General features: G+C 54.7%; 16 protein-coding genes and 1 riboswitch. Of the genes, 3 read left to right on the top strand and 13 right to left on the bottom strand.

Annotated features, from left to right (window positions below):
- Positions 1-195: 195 nt before the first annotated feature.
- The 5 genes from ACSFXJ_RS21885 to ACSFXJ_RS21905 form a co-directional block, all read right to left on the bottom strand.
- Complete coding sequence (locus ACSFXJ_RS21885; protein WP_435922449.1) at positions 196-1,821, bottom strand: ABC-F family ATP-binding cassette domain-containing protein; 1,626 nt, start codon at positions 1,819-1,821, stop codon at positions 196-198.
- A gap of 540 nt (positions 1,822-2,361) precedes the next feature.
- Positions 2,362-3,318, bottom strand: a complete 957-nt coding sequence (locus tag ACSFXJ_RS21890) for an MBL fold metallo-hydrolase (protein WP_435922450.1) — start codon at positions 3,316-3,318, stop codon at positions 2,362-2,364.
- Positions 3,319-3,428: 110 nt separating this feature from the next.
- Positions 3,429-3,530 (bottom strand): cytochrome bd oxidase small subunit CydS, encoded by a 102-nt coding sequence (gene cydS, locus ACSFXJ_RS21895; protein WP_435922451.1) that lies wholly within the window; start codon positions 3,528-3,530, stop codon positions 3,429-3,431.
- 6 nt (positions 3,531-3,536) lie between these two features.
- Positions 3,537-4,568 carry a cytochrome d ubiquinol oxidase subunit II gene (locus ACSFXJ_RS21900; protein ID WP_435922452.1) on the bottom strand — a complete coding sequence of 344 codons (1,032 nt, stop codon included), beginning with the start codon at positions 4,566-4,568 and terminating at the stop codon, positions 3,537-3,539.
- Positions 4,565-5,923 carry a cytochrome ubiquinol oxidase subunit I gene (locus ACSFXJ_RS21905; RefSeq protein WP_435922453.1) on the bottom strand — a complete coding sequence of 453 codons (1,359 nt, stop codon included), beginning with the start codon at positions 5,921-5,923 and terminating at the stop codon, positions 4,565-4,567. The genes ACSFXJ_RS21900 and ACSFXJ_RS21905 overlap by 4 nt, the downstream gene beginning before the upstream one ends.
- A 256-nt stretch (positions 5,924-6,179) precedes the next feature.
- Here ACSFXJ_RS21905 and ACSFXJ_RS21910 point away from each other — a divergent pair, with 256 nt between their 5' ends.
- Both ACSFXJ_RS21910 and ACSFXJ_RS21915 read left to right on the top strand, forming a co-directional pair.
- Positions 6,180-7,316: a conserved virulence factor C family protein gene (locus ACSFXJ_RS21910; RefSeq protein WP_435922454.1), complete on the top strand. Its 1,137-nt coding sequence runs from the start codon at positions 6,180-6,182 to the stop codon at positions 7,314-7,316.
- Positions 7,317-7,472: 156 nt separating this feature from the next.
- A riboswitch (Lysine riboswitch) is annotated at positions 7,473-7,667 on the top strand.
- 145 nt (positions 7,668-7,812) lie between these two features.
- Positions 7,813-9,282 (top strand): amino acid permease, encoded by a 1,470-nt coding sequence (locus ACSFXJ_RS21915; protein ID WP_435922455.1) that lies wholly within the window; start codon positions 7,813-7,815, stop codon positions 9,280-9,282.
- Positions 9,283-9,323: 41 nt separating this feature from the next.
- Here ACSFXJ_RS21915 and ACSFXJ_RS21920 read toward each other — a convergent pair whose 3' ends face one another.
- Positions 9,324-10,457: a transglutaminase domain-containing protein gene (locus ACSFXJ_RS21920; protein ID WP_435922456.1), complete on the bottom strand. Its 1,134-nt coding sequence runs from the start codon at positions 10,455-10,457 to the stop codon at positions 9,324-9,326.
- 209 nt (positions 10,458-10,666) lie between these two features.
- Here ACSFXJ_RS21920 and ACSFXJ_RS21925 point away from each other — a divergent pair, with 209 nt between their 5' ends.
- Positions 10,667-10,867: a hypothetical protein gene (locus ACSFXJ_RS21925; protein ID WP_435922457.1), complete on the top strand. Its 201-nt coding sequence runs from the start codon at positions 10,667-10,669 to the stop codon at positions 10,865-10,867.
- A gap of 42 nt (positions 10,868-10,909) precedes the next feature.
- On the opposite strand, the gene ACSFXJ_RS21930 is transcribed toward ACSFXJ_RS21925, so the two are convergent.
- The 7 genes from ACSFXJ_RS21930 to ACSFXJ_RS21960 form a co-directional block, all read right to left on the bottom strand.
- Entirely contained in the window at positions 10,910-11,149 is a 240-nt protein-coding gene (locus ACSFXJ_RS21930) for a glutaredoxin family protein (RefSeq protein ID WP_435922458.1), read from the bottom strand.
- A gap of 19 nt (positions 11,150-11,168) precedes the next feature.
- Positions 11,169-12,119, bottom strand: a complete 951-nt coding sequence (gene trxB / locus ACSFXJ_RS21935; protein ID WP_435922459.1) for a thioredoxin-disulfide reductase — start codon at positions 12,117-12,119, stop codon at positions 11,169-11,171.
- A gap of 136 nt (positions 12,120-12,255) precedes the next feature.
- Complete coding sequence (locus tag ACSFXJ_RS21940) at positions 12,256-14,199, bottom strand: heavy metal translocating P-type ATPase (protein WP_435922460.1); 1,944 nt, start codon at positions 14,197-14,199, stop codon at positions 12,256-12,258.
- Positions 14,200-14,479: 280 nt separating this feature from the next.
- Entirely contained in the window at positions 14,480-15,772 is a 1,293-nt protein-coding gene (locus tag ACSFXJ_RS21945) for a homocysteine synthase (protein ID WP_435922461.1), read from the bottom strand.
- Between the two features lie 112 nt (positions 15,773-15,884).
- Positions 15,885-16,781: an ATP-binding cassette domain-containing protein gene (locus ACSFXJ_RS21950; protein WP_435922462.1), complete on the bottom strand. Its 897-nt coding sequence runs from the start codon at positions 16,779-16,781 to the stop codon at positions 15,885-15,887.
- A complete protein-coding gene (locus ACSFXJ_RS21955) occupies positions 16,778-17,638 on the bottom strand; it encodes a hypothetical protein (protein ID WP_435922463.1) in 861 nt (286 codons plus the stop codon). The genes ACSFXJ_RS21950 and ACSFXJ_RS21955 overlap by 4 nt, the downstream gene beginning before the upstream one ends.
- Positions 17,622-18,242: an RNA polymerase sigma factor gene (locus ACSFXJ_RS21960; RefSeq protein WP_435922464.1), complete on the bottom strand. Its 621-nt coding sequence runs from the start codon at positions 18,240-18,242 to the stop codon at positions 17,622-17,624. The genes ACSFXJ_RS21955 and ACSFXJ_RS21960 overlap by 17 nt, the downstream gene beginning before the upstream one ends.
- Positions 18,243-18,287 lie beyond the last annotated feature (45 nt).

Genomic DNA, 18,287 nt, shown 5'->3' on the forward strand with positions numbered 1-18,287 from the left:
GGATATCCCCGCTGCCATTCATTATATTCGAGGAAAAAAAGGGCAAGTAGCGCACAAACCAATAAAATTTGATACATTTCAATCGGATTTGGGCAAAGGCCGGATGACATAAAAAAAGACCGCCCGCCGCGGGAGTCCCGCAAACGGACGGCCTATCTATTCGTTATACTTCATATCGCCGGCATAACCCGGTCATCAAGCTTCCTCCGGATACATGCTCTTGCGCAGGTTTTGAATCTCTTCGCTCTCCAGATATTCATCATAAGTCATGACGCGATCGATAATGCCGTTCGGCGTAATCTCGATGATGCGGTTCGCGATCGTTTGGATAAACTGATGGTCATGGGACGTAAACAGAATCGTTCCGTCAAAATCGATCAACCCGTTGTTGAGCGCCGTGATCGATTCCAAGTCCAAGTGGTTCGTCGGCTCATCGAACAGCAGCACGTTGGCGCCGTTCAGCATCATTTTGGCCAGCATGCAGCGGACCTTCTCGCCCCCGGACAGTACGCTCGCCTTCTTGAGCGCCTCTTCTCCGGAGAACAGCATCCGGCCCAGGAAGCCGCGCAGGAACGTCTCGTCCTGATCGTTCGAATATTGGCGAAGCCAATCGACCAGATTGAGTTCCACGCCGTCAAAATAACTCGAGTTGTCTTTCGGGAAATAAGCCTGCGAGGTCGTTACGCCCCAGCTGTATTCGCCGCCGTCCGCCTCAAGCTCGCCCATGAGAACCTGGAACAGCGTCGTTTTCGGTAAGGAATTCGGACCGACCAACGCGATTTTATCGCCTTTGTTCACGACAAAGTTCAGGTTATCCAGCACCTTCTCGCCTTCCAAGGTCTTGGTCAGGCCGTCGACGGTAAGCAGCTGCTTGCCGGCTTCACGGTCCGCCTTGAAATGCAGGAACGGATACTTCCGGTTCGAAGGACGGATGTCGTCCAGCGTGATTTTGTCGAGCTGTTTCTTACGGGATGTCGCCTGCTTCGATTTGGAAGCGTTGGCCGAGAAGCGCTGAATAAAGGCTTGCAGCTCCTTGATCTTCTCTTCCTTCTTCTTGTTCGCGTCCCGCTGCATTTGCAGCGCCAATTGGCTGGACTCGTACCAGAAGTCGTAGTTGCCGACGTACATTTGGATTTTGCCGAAATCGATATCCGCGATGTGCGTACACACCTTGTTCAGGAAGTGACGGTCGTGGGATACGACGATAACGGTGCCCTCATAATCCATGAGGAAGTTCTCGAGCCATTGGATCGATTCCAGGTCCAAGTGGTTCGTAGGTTCGTCAAGCAGCAGATTGTTCGGACGCCCGAACAGCGCTTGAGCCAAGAGCACGCGGACTTTCTCGTTGCCGCTCAGCTCCGCCATTTTCTTGTCATGCAGATCGCGCGGAATGCCGAGGCCGATCAGAAGCGCGGCAGCGTCCGGCTCGGCATCCCAGCCGTTCAGTTCCGCAAACTCGCCTTCCAGCTCGCCTGCGCGCATGCCGTCCTCTTCGGAGAAATCGGCTTTGGCGTAAAGCGCGTCCTTCTCCTTCATGATCGAATAAAGACGGGCATGGCCCATGATGACGGTCTCCAGAACCTGGTATTCGTCATACTCGTAATGGTTCTGCTTCAGCACGGCCAGGCGCTCGCCCGGCGTCATGCTGACTTCGCCCTGGTTCGGTTCGATCTCGCCGGACAAAATTTTCAGGAACGTCGATTTTCCCGCTCCGTTGGCACCGATCAAGCCGTAGCAGTTCCCGGGCGTAAACTTTATATTTACATCTTCGAAAAGTGCCCGTTTTCCGTAGCGGAGCGTCACACCGTTTGTACTGATCATTGAAATAATCCCATCCTTTATGAGTTATCACACCTACTGGGTCAATATTATAGCATATCTTGATTAGATATGCTCCCGGAAATGGTTGTTCGGGAGAGAGAATTGGCCATTTTACCGTAAAAAAGAAAAATAACCGGATTTTCTCCCCCTAAACCATCCGTTCACCGGCCTTTTGGGAAAATAACGGGAAAACCTCCCGCTAATGATCGCGAAGTCGGCGGTTGACAGCCTTTTTCGAGAAAATAGCAGGAGGTTTTCCTTTTAATTTCGATATAAAACTGGGTTATGCAAAAATAGCGGGAGATTTTCCGGTTAATTCGCGAACGCTGCTCGTAATCCCAAAATCTCCAATTATGGAAGGCCCCGCCCAACGTCCATCAGTCCATCAGTCCATCCGTCCATCAGTCCATCAGTCCATCAGTCCGTCCGTCCATCCGGCAAACCGCTTACGGCGATTCAACCTTCCGCAAGGGCGCCAACCAGGGCAATCTTCCGCTTACGCCTGCGGAAACCGCCGCGTCAACCGGGACAGCCTCCCGCTTACGCCTCCGGAAACCGCAGCGTCTCCCCGTGCATCAGCACCCGGATCGCCGATTCGCTGATGCCGCGCTTCTTCCGGTCCGCCTCCAGGCGGTCCAGCGCTTCCCGCGCCGTGTCATCCGCCAGGCGGAACGTGCCGTAGTGCATCGGCACCATCAGCTTGGCCTTGACGTCGACGAAAGCCTGAAGCGCCTCTTCCGGCGTCGTATGCTGGCTCGTCATAAACCACTCCGGCTCGTAAGCGCCGATCGGCAGGAGCGCCACGTCGATGTCGAATCGCTCGCCGATTTCGGCAAAGCCGCGAAAATATCCGCTGTCCCCCGCGAAATACACAACCTGGGATCGCGGTTTCCCCGCCTCCCGCGATGCTTCCGCCGGTTCGAGAACAAAGCCTCCCCAGTGGGAGGTGTTCGTATCGAACGGCGTGCGGCGCGTCCAATGCTGGGTCGGCACGAACGTGATTTTCGCATCCCCGATGCGCATGCTCTCCCACCAATGCATCTCTGTCGTTCGTTGAAATCCTTTACGGATCAACTTTCGCGACAAGCCCACCGGAACGATGATTTGAGTTCCGTCACCGTATAACCGGCGGATGGACGATACGTGCATATGATCGTAATGTGAGTGAGAAATAAGGATGACATCGACCTGCGGAACGTCGCCGATCGGCACGCCGGGCTGGCCAAGCCGCCGCTGGAACCCCATCCGCGAGGCCCATACCGGGTCGGTGACGATGTTCAGCCCCTCATACTGGATCAGAAAGGTGGAATGCCCGATCCAAGTTAGCGATACTTCCTCCCGGTTCGTCATCAAATAATCGAGCTGTGGCGGCGAATTCGGGATCACATAAGAATAATCCTTCTTTTTTCTCCGGCGTTCTTCCCTCCATTGCCTGAATTGCTTCAAAGTCTTGTCGGTGTTGACATTATCCATATTGCTGTACCGTGTTCTCGGCATACCGAGTATCCCCTCCTTTCACTTCCGGTCCACTACATCTTCATCCTATGGTTTTCGAAAAATATTTGCTTATTATTGTAATGCTTTCGGGCGGCAGATGCCACTTTCGGCTAATCCGCGGGATTATTGTAGCGTCCGGCGTATACAAACATAAACAGGACCGCGCATATGATCACCAGCTCAGGGGCAACCATCATCAGGAAGTGTTCCATCTTGCCTCACCCTCTCTTCGGCGACTCGCCGCGAACATATTTGGCATCAAACAGAAACAGCCGCAAGATCAAAATGAGCGAAGGAATCAAAATAACCAGGCCGAGCACAAAAGCCGTGATCAGCGCAATCGCCATCGTCTCGTTCGTGAAGCTTTCGTAAATGCTGACCTGGTCGTACAGGATATAGGGCAGATGCGATCTCCCGTAGCCGTACCAGGCAAATCCGAACTGAAACATGACCAGGATAAAGGACCAGCCGAAATGCTGCTTTTTCCATATAAAATACACCGCTGCAAGAAAACAAATCAGGGAAGCGATAAACATCCAGGCGATATCCAGCATTCTCGAGAAATGCTCGGGATTTTGACGGTTGATCTGAAAAAAAGCGAACACGCAGGCCAAAATCGTAGGACCGCTCCACATGAGCGCATATCCGCGCAGCACCTCGAACGCTCCCTGGTCCGCGGCCTTGCTTGCATAGAAGGTCAAGAACATCGCCGAAATATAAAGCACGGAGACGAGCGCCAACAGGATGACGGACCAGGTATACGGATTGCTTAAAAACTGGAACCAGTCCAGAACCACCTTACCGCCCGACTCCCGGATAATTCCGCCTTCGGAAATGGCCAAAACCGTCGATAAAGCCGCCGGAATCAAGAGACCGGTGGCTCCGTATATCCCCAAATAAATTTTATTGTTCTCCTTGCTGCTTCCGTAGGTATTATATGCATAATACGCGCCCCGCAGCGCCAGAAGCACCGTTGCAATGCTACCCGGCACGAGAAGCGCGGTTCCGTAATAATAAGCCGAATCCGGAAAAAAACCGACCAGCCCCACCACGAAAAAAATAAGAAACACGTTCGTCACTTCCCAGACCGGGGACAAATAGCGCTGGACAATGTGATGCACCTTGTTTTCATGGCCCGTAATGACGCTATAGTAGCTGAAAAATCCCGCGCCGAAATCGATCGACGCCACCAGCAGGTATCCGAACAGGAAGGTCCACAGCACGGTAATCCCGACAACCTCGTAGCTCATTTTCGTTCCTCCTTCTTAGCGATTCCCAGCTCCCGCATCTCCTCGGCGACATCCTTGTTGCGGAATAGCTTGGCCAATACGAAAACACAAGAAGCGCAGAGCACCAGGTACAGGAAGACGAACAAAACCAGCATGGATCCGACATGCTCCGAGGTCGTCGCCGCTTCGGAAACCTTCATATACCCGCGTACGATCCAGGGCTGCCGCCCGAATTCGGCAAACATCCAGCCAAGCTCGATGGCAACCGCCGCGAGCGGACCGAGAGCCAAAATGCCGAGCAGCAGCCATTTCGGATAACCTTTGCCCCTGAGCTTTGACGGCAGCCGGCGGCGGAACACGTACAGAAAAGGAATGAGCACGAGCAGCACCCCGAGCGTCACCTTCAAATCGAACATATAGTGAATAAAAAGCGGCGGACGTTCATCCTCCGGGAATTCCTCGAGGCCGATGACTTCCGTATTCGGGGAGCTTCCGGCCAAAATGCTGAGCGCGTAAGGCAGTTTGAGCGCGTATTTGACGTTCCCTTCCTCGTCAAGCATTCCCCCGTAAATGAGCGGCGCCTTTTTCATCGTTTCGAAATGCCATTCCGCCGCCGCCAGCTTCTCCGGCTGATACCGGGCAAGAAATTTCCCGGAAAAATCGCCGATGATCGCCGTGGACAGCGCGAATACGAACGAGGCCGTCACCGTCAGCTTCAGGGCCTTTTTGAAATAATCGTCCTTTCGCCCCCGCAGCATGCTGTATGCGGCGATGCCCGCAAGCACCCCGGCGCTGAGCGTATAGGAGGAAGCCAGCACGTGAGAAACTTTGGTAGGCGTAGCCGGGTTGAACATGGCCACCAGCGGCTGGATATCGGTAAAAATGCCGTTTTCAAGCGTAAAGCCTTGGGGCGTATTCATAAACGCGTTCACCGTCGTGATGAAAAACGCCGAGGCCGAAGAGCCGAGAGCTACCGGTATCAACAAAAGCAGATGCAGCATCGGTCTTTTAAACCTCTCCCAGGTGTAGAGATAGATTCCGAGAAAGATCGCTTCGATGAAAAAGGCGAACGTCTCCATGAACAACGGCAAGGCGATCGCCTGTCCGGCGACGCGCATGAAGGTCGGCCATAACAAGCTGAGTTGAAGACCGATCGCCGTCCCCGTCACCACGCCGACCGCCACCGTAATGACGAAACCGCGGGCCCATCTGCGGGCCAGCAGCGTGTAGTGCGGATCCTTCGTCCGGATTCCCCTCCATTCGGATAGTGCGATCATGATTGGAATTCCGACGCCGATCGAAGCGAAATTAATATGTACGAATAAAGTCAACCCCGTTAGTATCCGGCTCAGGGTGACTGGGTCCAAGGACAACATCAGCCATTCAGCTCCTCATTCAAGACGGTTTTTATTAGTACCGCATAAAGCGAATCGCGCTTTTAATGAACGCGTACAGCATCACGACGGCAACGGCCGCGCAGACGATGACCAGCTTTTTTTCCTGGTTTTTGAACAAGCCGCCTCCCCCTTCGACCTTCCATTTGTTTTCCAATGTTATTGTGTCGATCGCGTTCCTTTTTATTCCTTTAAAAATTGAGGTAAAATAGTAATCGGAAGGAGATGTGAACAACTTATGAAAATCGTATTTATCGAGCCGACACCGAGTCCCAATTCGATGAAGCTCCATTTGGACGAGTCGCTCCAGCCGGGGATTCGAAAAACATACACGCAAGACAACGCCCGCTCCGCACCGGCATGGATCCGGCAACTGCTGGATATACCGGGGGTAAAAAGCATTTTTCATACCGCCGATTTTATCGCGCTGGACCGTAAAGGAGGGGCCGATTGGGCGGCCATCCTGTCCGAGGTGCAGGCGCAGTTCGGGCAGGACCGGGTGGAATCCGCCTGGGATCCGGAAAGCGAGGAGGTTGCCGGGTACGGGGAAGCGCAGGTGTTCGTCCAGTTTTTCCGCGGGATTCCGATGCAAATCCGCGTGAAGTCCGGCGCCCGCGAGGAGCGGATCTCGCTCTCCCAGCGCTTTGTGTCCGCCGTCACCGAAGTCGCCAGCGCCACGCTTATCAAGGAGCGCAAGCTGACGGATTACGGCGTGCGGTACGGCGAGCTCGCGGACATCGCCCGCGAGGTGGAGCAAGAGCTCGAGGCGGCTTTCCCGCCGGAGCGGCTTGAGGCGATCAAGACGCAGGCGATCGCACACGGACGCAGCGAGGCCGAGTTTGTCGAGCAGCGCCGGACGCTTAGCCTGGACGAAGTCCGCGAGCATATGCAGCATGCGGACTGGCATGTCCGCTATGCCGGTCTAGAGGCGCTGCAGCAGCCCGGCCCCGAGGCCCTTCCGCTGCTCGCGGACGCTCTCCGCGATCCGCAGATGCAAATCCGCCGCCTCGCGGTCGTCTATCTCGGCGATATGCGCACGCCGGAAGCGATGGAACTGCTGTACGAGGCGCTGCGCGACAGCTCTGCCGCCGTCCGCCGCACCGCCGGCGACACGCTGTCCGACATCGGCGATTCCGCCGCGACGCAGCCGATGATCGCGGCCCTGTCGGACTCGAGCAAGCTCGTGCGCTGGCGTGCCGCCCGCTTCCTGTACGAGGTCGGCACGGATGACGCCCTGGAAGCATTGAAGGCCGCCGTCGACGACCCCGAATTCGAGGTCGGGCTTCAAGCGCGCATGGCCGTGGAACGGATCGAATCCGGGGAAGAAGCCGCAGGTACGGTGTGGCAGCAAATGGCCAATCGGGACCGATCTTAAACGGCTGATCCTCGTTTTCATTTGTCAATATTTAGACATTGTCCCGCCCCTTTTCTTGCTATATACTAGGGAACCGTAAGTCCATTAGATCATGTATCAGAATATGACTATTGGAACTTCTTCTAAAGACAATAGAATATGGTAACCTCATCATTCAGGTGAGGTAGAGGTCGCGATTGTGAAGAGTACACCGGAGGAGGCGTTTGAAGCCGCCAGCGAATCCGGTGAAAAGGCACCGTCGCCGAAGTTTGCCGCTGTTGCTTCAGTACGGCATGCTGGGGCTGTTTCCGAAAGGGACAGAACTGTCACGGTTTCCCTTCACCGGGGAAACCGTGTTGAGCTATCTTGTGTGAGTGGTGGGATGAACGGGTATTTAATAGGCCGCGGATTCCTTTCCGCGGCCTTTTTTGGGTTGATGCGAGGTTTGGCGAAATCCGGGCAACCTAAGCCCATCGTTGGTTTGAAATGTTACGTATTTAAGGAGTGTTTTTACATCATGAGCAAAAAAAATATCAGTACAGTACAATCCTTGAGGCCCGGGCTGAAAGCCCGGCATATGACGATGATCGCCCTCGGCGGCTCCATCGGAACAGGCCTGTTTCTCGCGAGCGGCGGAGCCATCGCATCCGCGGGTCCCGGCGGCGCCTTGCTCGCTTATGCGGCCGTCGGAATTATGGTTTATTTTCTGATGACGAGCCTGGGCGAGCTGGCCACATACATGCCGGATTCGGGCTCTTTCGAAACCTATGCCTCCCGGTTCGTCGATCCTTCCCTCGGGTTCGCCATGGGCTGGAACTTCTGGTACAACTGGGCCATCACGATCGCGGCGGAGCTGTCCGCGGCGACGCTAATCATCAAATACTGGTTTCCGGATAGCTCATCGTTTCTGTGGAGCTTCCTGTTCCTCGCCCTCATTTTCGGGCTGAATGTGCTTTCCGTCAAAGGGTACGGGGAATCGGAGTATTGGTTCGCGATGATCAAAATCGCCGTCGTCGTTATTTTTCTTGTCGTCGGCGTGTTGATGATCTTCGGCATTATGGGCGGCGAAGCGATCGGCTTCAAAAACTTTACCGTTGGAGACGCTCCGTTCCATGGAGGATTCTTCGCGTTTTTGGGCGTGTTTATGGCGGCCGGGTTCTCTTTCCAAGGGACGGAGATGGTCGGCGTTGCCGCCGGTGAGAGCCATAATCCGCGGGAACACGTCCCTCGGGCGATCCGGCAAGTGTTCTGGCGCATTCTGATTTTTTACATTTTGGCGATTTTCGTTATCGGTCTGATCATTCCTTATACGAACCCGAACCTGCTGGAGAGCGGTCTCGAAAGCATCGGCGTCAGCCCGTTCACGCTCGTGTTCGAAAAAGCCGGGATGGCGTTCGCCGCTTCCGTCATGAATGCCGTCATTCTGTCCTCCGTGCTGTCGGCCGGCAATTCGGGCATGTACGCGTCCTCGCGGGTGCTTTACTCCCTCGCGAAGCGCGGCAAAGCGCCGAAATTTCTGGCCAAGCTGAGCCGCCGGGGCCTGCCGCTCAACGCTTTGATCGTCACCGGCATGATCGGGATGGTTGCCTTTTTCGCCTCCCTCTTCGGCGACGGCGTCGTATACAATTGGCTGCTTAACGCCTCGGGCATGTGCGGATTTATTACCTGGCTCGGCATCGCGGTCAGCCATTACCGTTTCCGCCGCGCTTACGTCGCGCAGGGACGCGATCTTAACGATTTGCCGTATAAAGCAAGATGGTTTCCGTTCGGGCCGATTTTTGCCTTCGTTCTCTGCTTCGTCGTGATTTTGGGACAAAATTTGGCCGCCTTTTCAGGCGACCAAATCGATTGGTATGGCGTTGTCGTGTCCTATATCAGTATCCCGTTATTCCTGGTCGTCTGGCTCGGGTACAAATGGGTAAAACGCACGAAGGTCATTCCGCTTCAGGAATGCGACCTCGACACGCCGGGACGTCCGATGGAATAAAAGGCCGCTAAACGCAGCTCCGGGCTGCAAAGCTGAAAAATTTATTTTTTACCGTTTTCCCAGTGGATTTCAACCCGCAGGTCTCCGGTATCCTCCAGCGGCTCGGACAGATATTTCACATTTTCGATGGATAAATCGTAAAGGCTGGACAAATCCTCGAGCAGGCTGCGCTCGGTCCCCGAGTATCTGACCGTAACGGTAAGGCCGCCGCGGCTTATGGCTTGCTTCACCTGGCCTTGCAGTTCCGCCGCCGTGGCCACCGCCGCAGCCGGATCGTACAGGCCGAAGCCGAGCTGCTCCTGCAATTTTTTATAGTTCGCCGCCTCGGCTTTCCCGCTGTCGGCCAGCTTGCCCAGCACATCGCGATAAAGCGTCGTGGCCGCCGGGTATTTCAGGGTCCAGCGATGATCCTTGCGCATCTGTGCATCCGTAAGCATGTAATATTCATAACTGACTTGCAGCGGGCCGGCCGAGAGCGGGTCATCCCAGGTGGTATCGATATGATACCACCTTTTTTCAAGCTCAACGAGGTTCCAGGCATGAAGCTGGCCGCCTGCCGTTCCCTCCACGATCCGGCTGTCGAATCCGGCCCCCTGCAGCAATTTGTAGGTCATTAACGTATACCCCTGACAAACCGCCTCTCCTGTCCGCAGGCCTTCGTAGGCTGTATATTTTTGCAAGTCCGTATCATATTTGAGGTTTTGAACCACATAGTCGTGAATCGCTTTAATTTTCTGGTGATCGTTCATGCCGAGGTAAATAATATCCTTCAAAATCTCGGCAACCCGTTCATCGACATAGGCGGACTCTTCGGCGGTCTCCCGGTAAGTGACGTTAAGGTTAATCTTGGCCGTACCGCTCGTTCCCCTCCAGGTAAAAGAATATCTGTCCACGACATATTTGGTATACGGATCGCTATCCAGCGCCCCGTCAATCGCCTTTTTCAACATGGTCTCCAGATTTTTGGTCGGTCCCTTGTATTTCACAATCATTGAGGTTTTACGCGATTTCAGTCCTGCCGCCATCTTTGCCTGCAGTTCCTCAGCGGTCGTTACATAGGCGGAATCCGTGGCCGCAATGACCGGAACCGAATTCCAGTCGGCCGGAACCGCGCCCATCAGCAAGACTCCCAGCAGCCCTGCCGCCGCCCAGCGTATTGGCAAGCTATGTCCCATGGTCCTCATAACTCCCCTTCCAGAGAAATTGCGAATCATCCCGGTTGAAACAAGGTGAATCCGGTGCTTTTATGCTCATTGTAGCACAGGCTGTCCCGCAAAGGCCTTCTAGTTTTGTCGAAACGTCTTTGATATAATAAAACCCATAATGTTGTGATATAAATCATTGTGCATTTAAACCTGTTCAGAACGGAGAGCGGTCAAAAGTTATGACAATCGTCAATCTCTCAGATGTTTCTCTTGAATTGTTCGTTACCGTCATGTTCTTTCTGCTCATTATCGCTCCACTCGTAAGTCTCGGCATCATGCGTTTGTTCCAGGGGAGAAAAAAAGCGGGGTTCGGCCTGATCGGCGGCGGAATTGTCGGGTATTTCGTTTTTCAGTTTATTGCAGGATTTTTTATTTCATGAGAAAAGGCCTCGCCGGACGGCGAGGCCTTTTTAAGTTGATATTTAATGTGCTTGTTCCGCAAATACCGTTTCAAGCTGGGCTTTGTTCATGCCGAGAATGCGCACGTCCCCGATCAAAGTAACCGGAACCGCCCGAAGCCCCATCTCCCATACCTGCTTGGCGAATTCGTCGTTTTCATCCGTATTTCGCTCTTCGAAAGAAACGCCCTTTTCGTTCAAAAAGTTTTTGACTTGAAGGCAATGAGGACAATTATTTTTTGTGTAGACGATGATGTCGTTCATGATGTGTGAAACTCCTTTGTTATTTAGCGACTGCAACCGAAGCTTCGTGCTCCAGGCTCTCGATATATTTTTCGCAATCGATGGCGGCCATGCAACCGCTGCCCGCAGCGGTAATCGCTTGACGGTAACGCGTATCCTGAACGTCGCCGCAGGCGAATACGCCCGGTACGTTGGTTTCGGAAGTGCCCGGTTTGACGATAATATATCCGTTCTCGTCGGTATCGATCTGTCCCCCGAGGAACCCGGTGTTCGGATGATGGCCGATCGCTACGAATACGCCGGAAGCCGGAATGATCTCTTCTTCGCCGGTCGCATTGTTGAGTACCTTCAGACCGGTCACGCTCGTTTCGTTGGTGATAACCTCCAACGGCGTGCGGTTTAACGCCCACTCCACTTTTTCATTGCCGCGTACGCGGTCCTGCATGATCTTGGAAGCCCGCAGTTCGTCCCGGCGGTGCACCAGCGTTACTTTGGACGCAAACCGCGTCAGGAAGCCCGCTTCTTCCAAGGCGGAGTCTCCGCCGCCCACCACGATGATTTCCTTGCCGCGGAAGAAAAATCCGTCGCATGTCGCACACGTGCTTACGCCGCGTCCGACGTTTTCGGTTTCACCGGGAATCCCCAAATATTTCGCGGTCGCACCCGTCGACAGAACGAGCGTCTCCGTTACCAATTCCCCGAGCCCTTCCACTTGAAGCTTGAACGGACGGGAACTCATATCCACGCTATTTACCCAGCCTGTGCGGAATTCGGCACCGAAGCGTTCGGCCTGTTTACGCATATTATCCATCAATTCAGGTCCCATGATTCCATCCGGGAAGCCTGGGAAATTTTCCACTTCCGTCGTCGTCGTAAGCTGTCCTCCCGGCTGAGGCCCTTCGATCACGAGCGGTTTGAGATTGGCCCGTGCAAGATAAATGGCCGCGGTCAATCCGGCGGGGCCGGTTCCTATAATAATCGACTTGTACATTATATATGATCCTCCTTATAAGAGCTGCTTACCAGAAACTAGTTTATGAATTTAATTATGTGGATTGAGCTCTCCCCTGTCAACAAGCGTACCGGAAAGGTTACGTGAAGTTTGGATGAAGGAATGATGAACCGGTTTATCGCAGCAGGCGCAATCCATTCAAAATAACGAGGATGGTGCTGCCTTCATGACCGATCACCCCGAGCGGAAGCGGAAGCTCCTGAATGAAGTTGCCGATGATCAAGAGTAGGATGACGGCACCCGCAAACACCAGATTCTGCTTTACGATCCTTCTTGCCCGGACGGCCAGGGAGACGGTGTCGGCGATCCTTTCCAAATTATCATTCATAAGAACGACATCCGCTACCTCCAGAGCGGCTCCGCTGCCGCCGTCTCCCATAGCGATGCCGACGGTGGCGCCGGCCAGCGCCGGGGCGTCATTCACTCCATCGCCGACCATGACCGCATGACCGTATCCTGCACGCAATTCGCCCACGAGCCTGACCTTGTCTTCCGGCAGCAAATCGCCGTATACGAGATCGATGCCCGCCTCTTTAGCTACCGCTCTGGCCGTCTCTCCGTGGTCTCCCGTCAGCATGGCCGCTTTAATGCCGAACTTGTGCAGCCGGTCAATCGCCTGTCCGGCTTCCGGCCTGATCCGGTCGCGGAACGCAATCACGCCCGCATATTCTCCTTCACACTGTATGATGGAAACGGTATTTCCAGCGTCCGACAGACTTTGGATCGCTTCGCGCAGCTTTGCCGGCACCTCCGGATCAAGACGGCCGGCCTTGCCGATCCGCCACCGGACTCCGCGAATGGTCGCCTCGATCCCCCGTCCGGGCTCGGCCGTCAACTCCTCCGCTTCGAACAGCTGCTGTCCCTCCTCCTCGGCCTTTCGTACAATCGCCCGGGCCAGCGGATGTTCCGACAACCGTTCCGCCGAAGCGCAAGCCGCGAGCACATGATTGCGATCCCAGCCATCGGCCACGACCAGCTCCGTCACGACGGGGATTCCCAACGTCAATGTTCCCGTTTTGTCGAAAGCGATCACTTTCGTTCCGGCCAGCAGATCCATATAGGCTGCACCCTTAAACAGTACGCCTTTCCGGGCGCTGCGCGACATTGCCGACAGCATGGCCGGCATCACGGAAGAGACAAGCGCGCAAGGCGAGGCAACGACCAGAAAGACGCAGGCTTTATAAAAGGTTTGCCCCCAGGTCCATCCCAGCAAAAGCGGGGCGAAGACAAGCAGAGCTGCCGTTACCGCCACCACGCCTTTGGCGTAATGGCCTTCGAGACGCTTTATAAACCGCTGGGTTTGCGGCGCTTCATTTTCGGCCTGTTCGACCAGCGCGATGATTTTGGCGAATAGGGTACCTTCCGAAGGGCGGGTGACTTCAATATATAGCGCCCCTTCCCCGTTCAGGGTGCCCGCGAACACCTCATCACCGGCCCCTTTGTCCACAGGGATCGATTCACCCGTAATCGCCGCCTGATTGACTGCCGAGCCGCCGCTGCTTACCAGGCCGTCTACCGGAATGACCTCGCCGGGTCTGACGAGCACCAGATCGCCAATAACCAGTTCGCAGGCCGCCACCGTTCTCATTCCGTCTCCGTCCACCTTTATGGCCGTCTCGGGTTTAAGCGCCGCCAGCGCCGAAATATCCTTTCGGCTGCGTTCGCTCGCGAACGATTCCAGCGCACCGCTGAGCGCAAAAATGAAGATCAGCATAGCTCCTTCATTCCAGTAGCCGATCGACGCAGCGCCAACCGCCGCCGCGATCATCAGCAAATTGACGTCCAGGTCCCGGTCTTTGACCAGCGTCTGCAGCCCTTCTCGGGCTTTGATAAAACCGCCCGTACCGTAGGCGGCGATGTACAAAATGACCGACAGCGTCCCGGACCATGTTCCCACTCCCCAAGCGGCGAGCATAAGCACACCGCTGCCGATCGCGAGCAGCATTTCCCGGTGCCGTAGTAAACCAAGCAGGGACTTGCCCCGGCGAGGTCCCGGTTTCGGTTGTCCGGTTTTTTTCGCCGGAACGGATAAATTCTTGTAAATAGCTTTGGCTTCCATTCTAAATTCCTCCTTTTTGCAGTTCCCAATTGAGAATGAATACTATTGTTAACCCCCTAAAAATGGCACATGCTGCTCCGGGATTCCTCCCGAAGCAGCATGTAATTGAGAACGATAATCATTTTTGTATTTATGCAATAATATTGCTCTCGCGCAACTTTAAATACATATTAACCCCAATCCGCGCAAATGTAAATATGCTTGCGTGAATCGGGTCAAACCATGAAAAAGCCTCCATCCGGAAGATTCCGTTTGGAGGCCGTATTGATAAAATGGATGATTAAGCCTGGCTGGCGGCAATCGCCTGCTCCAGATCATAAATGATGTCATCGATGGACTCGGTGCCCACGGAGAGGCGAATGAGCTCCGGATTCACGCCGGCAGCAAATTGCTCTTCTTCAGTAAGCTGTTGGTGCGTCGTACTGGCCGGATGAATAATTAGAGACTTCGAGTCTCCAACATTGGCCAGATGCGAGAATAGCTTCACGTTCTCGATCAGCTTGCGGCCGGCTTCGATTCCGCCCTTGATCCCGAAAGTAAGGATAGCCCCCTGTCCTTTCGGCAAATATTTTTTCGCGAGCTCATACGATTCATGACTCGGAAGACCCGCGTAGCTGACCCACTCGACATCTTTGTGGTTTTCGAGATATTGGGCGACCTTCAATGCGTTTTGGCTATGGCGTTCCACCCGAAGGTGCAGCGTCTCCAGGCCTTGCAGCAGCAACCAGGCGTTAAACGGCGAAAGCGATGCTCCCATGTCCCGTTGCAGTTGGACGCGCGCTTTGATGATGTAAGCGAGCGGTCCCACCGCATCGGTGTAGACCACGCCGTGATAGCTCGGATCGGGCTCGGTCAGGCCCGGGAATTTGCCGCTCGCCTTCCAATCGAATTTCCCACCGTCGACGATGATTCCGCCGATGGATGTCCCGTGTCCACCGATAAATTTGGTTGCGGAGTGAACGACGATATCCGCGCCGAAATCGATCGGGCGAAGGAGATAAGGGCTCGGAAACGTATTGTCCACGATTAACGGAAGCCCGTTCTCATGCGCAATGGCGGCAACCGCCTCAATGTCGAGAACGTCTCCCTTAGGATTACCCAAGGTTTCGGCATACAGCGCTTTCGTTTTGTCGGTGATTGCCGCCCGGAAATTCTCGGGATCGGATGCATCGACGAATTTAACTTTAATGCCCAACTTGGGCAGCGTGATCGCAAACAAATTATAGGTTCCGCCATACAAGGTCGAGGAAGACACGATTTCATCTCCCGCACCGGCGATATTCAGGATGGAGAACGTGATCGCCGCTTGTCCGGAAGCCGTAGCTAGCGCTCCGACGCCGCCTTCCAGCGCGGCAACGCGTTTTTCGAACACGTCGTTGGTCGGGTTCATAATACGGGAATAAATATTTCCGAATTCCTTGAGGCCGAACAAATTCGCCGCATGCTCGGTATCGCGGAATCCGTAGGAAGTTGTTTGGTACAGCGGTACGGCACGGGAATAAGTGGTCGGATCGATTTCTTGCCCCGCATGAATGGCGAGGGTTTCAGGAGCGTATTGACGTTCTTCGGACATAGGGTAATGCCTCCTTTAAAATGGGGTTTGAGAGAAAACTCTCCTGTTTTTTTCCCTATTCTCTCACAGAAACCCTCTTTTGAAAATAGAAATCCGATAAATTTTATATGAATTATAAGAAAAAATCCTGGGATCCGCTTACTTCAACTCCGGCGGAACTTGCGATAAGGCCCAGTCTGCGCACAAAATAGGCGTCCTCCATATTCGGTTCCACCGCCGTAAGTCCCGGAAACGGCCGTTTTTCTCCAACAAGTCGTATATAGATCCCCTGCGGATGTTCCCGGAATAGAATCAAATTCCGCTCCGGACAAGAGCTGAATTGGTCCGCGGAGATGACCCCTTCCCATACTTGTAAAGGCAGATCCGCGGTCCATTGCTCCCTGTCCCCTTCAAAGCGTACCTGGCCTTGATCAAGCCAGATGATATGGTCGGCGGCGGACTCCCATTCATTCAGTTCATGTACCGCGGCGACCACGGTTCTTCCGGCGGCATAGCGGGTAATGAAAGCGATCGCCATCTTCCGTTCCGCAGAGTCCATCGCATTCATCGGTTCATCCAGGAACAGATAATGCGGGGCTGCAAGTAAAGACTGGACGAGGGTGATCCGCCGGCGAACCCCCTGCGAGAGCTGTCTGATTTTGACCTTACGAAATTCTTCAAGCCTGAATTCGCGAAGCAAGCCGTCAATCCGCTCCAGACGGTACATGCCCTTCAATTCCGCCAGGTAAGACAGGAAACGGTAAACGGTCATTTCCTCATATAGTTCAATCTCCGACGGAACATAACCGATCTGGCTGCGCAGCAACGGCAGGTCTTCCGCCGCATTTCGCTGCCGATACAAAATCGTCCCTCTGCTCGGCATTTCGAGCGTGGCCAGCAGCTCCAGCAAGGTCGTCTTGCCGGCTCCGTTGGCGCCGACGAGCAGCGTCAAGCCCCGGCGGATTTGCATCCGGCCGATATGCAGGGTAAAGCCGCCCAGAGGTTGGCGCACTTGATCCAGCGTAATCATCGGCCGCCTCCCCGGCGAAGATCGCTTGCCACGCTCATGCTACGGCTGCGGTAATAGGAACGGAGCAAAAAAATCGCTCCCGCAATCAGCATCAGTGCATCCACCGCGGTTCTTACGGACATCACCCATCCTTCCATCCGGGCCCGCTCTTCAAAAACGAACCAGAGCACATAAACCGCTCCCGCGCTAACGCAGGCCAGCGTCATGCCCTTGCGAAACATGACGTACATGGCCGCTCCTGCCGTGATCATGGAAATTCCCAGCCATTGCAGCAAAAAGGGGATAAAGGGCATGTTTGCCTCCCCGGCCGCTTCGACACGCAGCCCGACGATGACGGTGCTGACCAGCGCCCAGCCGACCACCAGGCCGATGACCATCAGCATGCGGCTGTATATGATTAGCGCAGGGGGATACGGAGTGATGCTTTCCACCGCCCTCATGCCGCGGTCCCAGGAACGGTAGCTGTACAACATGGACGCGATTAACATGATCGGGGTAATGACCGGAAACAGTCCGCTCGGGATCGCTTCTCCGAGGAATACGGTCCGGAAAGGCCTCGCCGGATCGACAAGCAAAATGAGCATCAGAAAAACGGCGGCTCCCGACAGGAACAGGGACTTGCGGTTCAAACGGAACTGGCTCCATAGCAGCCTGCGCAGGGATGGAGCCTCCACCTGTGGATTGAAATCAAGCACGGAGGTTGCGGCTTTGGCTTTCAGCGCGTTAAACTCCGGCTGAAGCGCTGCGATCAGCGCGGCGGTTTCCGACGGGGACGGCGGCGGCTGCACCGCTTGTTTGAGCGGTTCACGCAGCTCCCGTTCCAGCTGTTCCAACTCTTTATCAATGGAAGGGTTCATGAGGCGGCACCTCGCTTTCCTGTTTATGATTTAATCTTTTTCCAAGCTTAGGAACGGAATAATCCGCCTGTTTCGAAAGAATCCGCTTCAGTTTTCTGAGCGCCCCGTACAGATGGGACTTTACCGAGCTAAGCGGCAGATCCATCGTTTCCGCAATTTCCTGAAGTTTCAAATCATGAAAAAATCGCATGCGGACGACATCCTGCTGGACATCGGGGAGCCAGGCCAACGATTCGGCGATCTGCTCCACCGTCTCCTGACGTTCCATCAATTCTTCAGCGCCGGGAGAGGGATCCGGATCATCCGGCAGCTCATTCGCGGACGCATTCTCGGAGCGGTAAGGGGAGCTCCTCCAGTAATCCCGGCACAGGTTAAGCGCCACCTTATAGAGCCAGGGCCGGAGCTGTTCCAGGCCGCCGTGCTTCTCCAGATGCCTGATGAGCCGGATAAACGTCTCCTGGACGAGATCCTCCGCTTTTGCCCGGTCGCCGAGCTGCTGGGTAATATAGCTAAGCAGCGGTCCGTGATATCTGGTGACCAGCAATTCGAATGCCTCCTGTTCCCCCTGCGCCATGCGCTCCGCCAGCTGTTGATCGGAAATCATCGTTCTCCTTCTCTCCCCTTTCTCTTTCTATAAGTCAAACATGGA

This window comes from Paenibacillus salivarius, assembly GCF_051307165.1.
Taxonomy (GTDB): Bacteria; Bacillota; Bacilli; order Paenibacillales; family Paenibacillaceae; genus Fontibacillus.

Bases quoted from the DNA above. Each gene is read 5' to 3' on its own strand.
- ACSFXJ_RS21885 (WP_435922449.1), bottom strand. From the start codon at position 1,821: ATGATCAGTACAAACGGTGTGACGCTCCGCTACGGAAAACGGGCACTT.
- ACSFXJ_RS21890 (WP_435922450.1), bottom strand. From the start codon at position 3,318: ATGCCGAGAACACGGTACAGCAATATGGATAATGTCAACACCGACAAG.
- cydS (WP_435922451.1), bottom strand. From the start codon at position 3,530: ATGGAACACTTCCTGATGATGGTTGCCCCTGAGCTGGTGATCATATGC.
- ACSFXJ_RS21900 (WP_435922452.1), bottom strand. From the start codon at position 4,568: ATGAGCTACGAGGTTGTCGGGATTACCGTGCTGTGGACCTTCCTGTTC.
- ACSFXJ_RS21905 (WP_435922453.1), bottom strand. From the start codon at position 5,923: ATGTTGTCCTTGGACCCAGTCACCCTGAGCCGGATACTAACGGGGTTG.
- ACSFXJ_RS21910 (WP_435922454.1), top strand. From the start codon at position 6,180: ATGAAAATCGTATTTATCGAGCCGACACCGAGTCCCAATTCGATGAAG.
- ACSFXJ_RS21915 (WP_435922455.1), top strand. From the start codon at position 7,813: ATGAGCAAAAAAAATATCAGTACAGTACAATCCTTGAGGCCCGGGCTG.
- ACSFXJ_RS21920 (WP_435922456.1), bottom strand. From the start codon at position 10,457: ATGGGACATAGCTTGCCAATACGCTGGGCGGCGGCAGGGCTGCTGGGA.
- ACSFXJ_RS21925 (WP_435922457.1), top strand. From the start codon at position 10,667: ATGACAATCGTCAATCTCTCAGATGTTTCTCTTGAATTGTTCGTTACC.
- ACSFXJ_RS21930 (WP_435922458.1), bottom strand. From the start codon at position 11,149: ATGAACGACATCATCGTCTACACAAAAAATAATTGTCCTCATTGCCTT.
- trxB (WP_435922459.1), bottom strand. From the start codon at position 12,119: ATGTACAAGTCGATTATTATAGGAACCGGCCCCGCCGGATTGACCGCG.
- ACSFXJ_RS21940 (WP_435922460.1), bottom strand. From the start codon at position 14,199: ATGGAAGCCAAAGCTATTTACAAGAATTTATCCGTTCCGGCGAAAAAA.
- ACSFXJ_RS21945 (WP_435922461.1), bottom strand. From the start codon at position 15,772: ATGTCCGAAGAACGTCAATACGCTCCTGAAACCCTCGCCATTCATGCG.
- ACSFXJ_RS21950 (WP_435922462.1), bottom strand. From the start codon at position 16,781: ATGATTACGCTGGATCAAGTGCGCCAACCTCTGGGCGGCTTTACCCTG.
- ACSFXJ_RS21955 (WP_435922463.1), bottom strand. From the start codon at position 17,638: ATGAACCCTTCCATTGATAAAGAGTTGGAACAGCTGGAACGGGAGCTG.
- ACSFXJ_RS21960 (WP_435922464.1), bottom strand. From the start codon at position 18,242: ATGATTTCCGATCAACAGCTGGCGGAGCGCATGGCGCAGGGGGAACAG.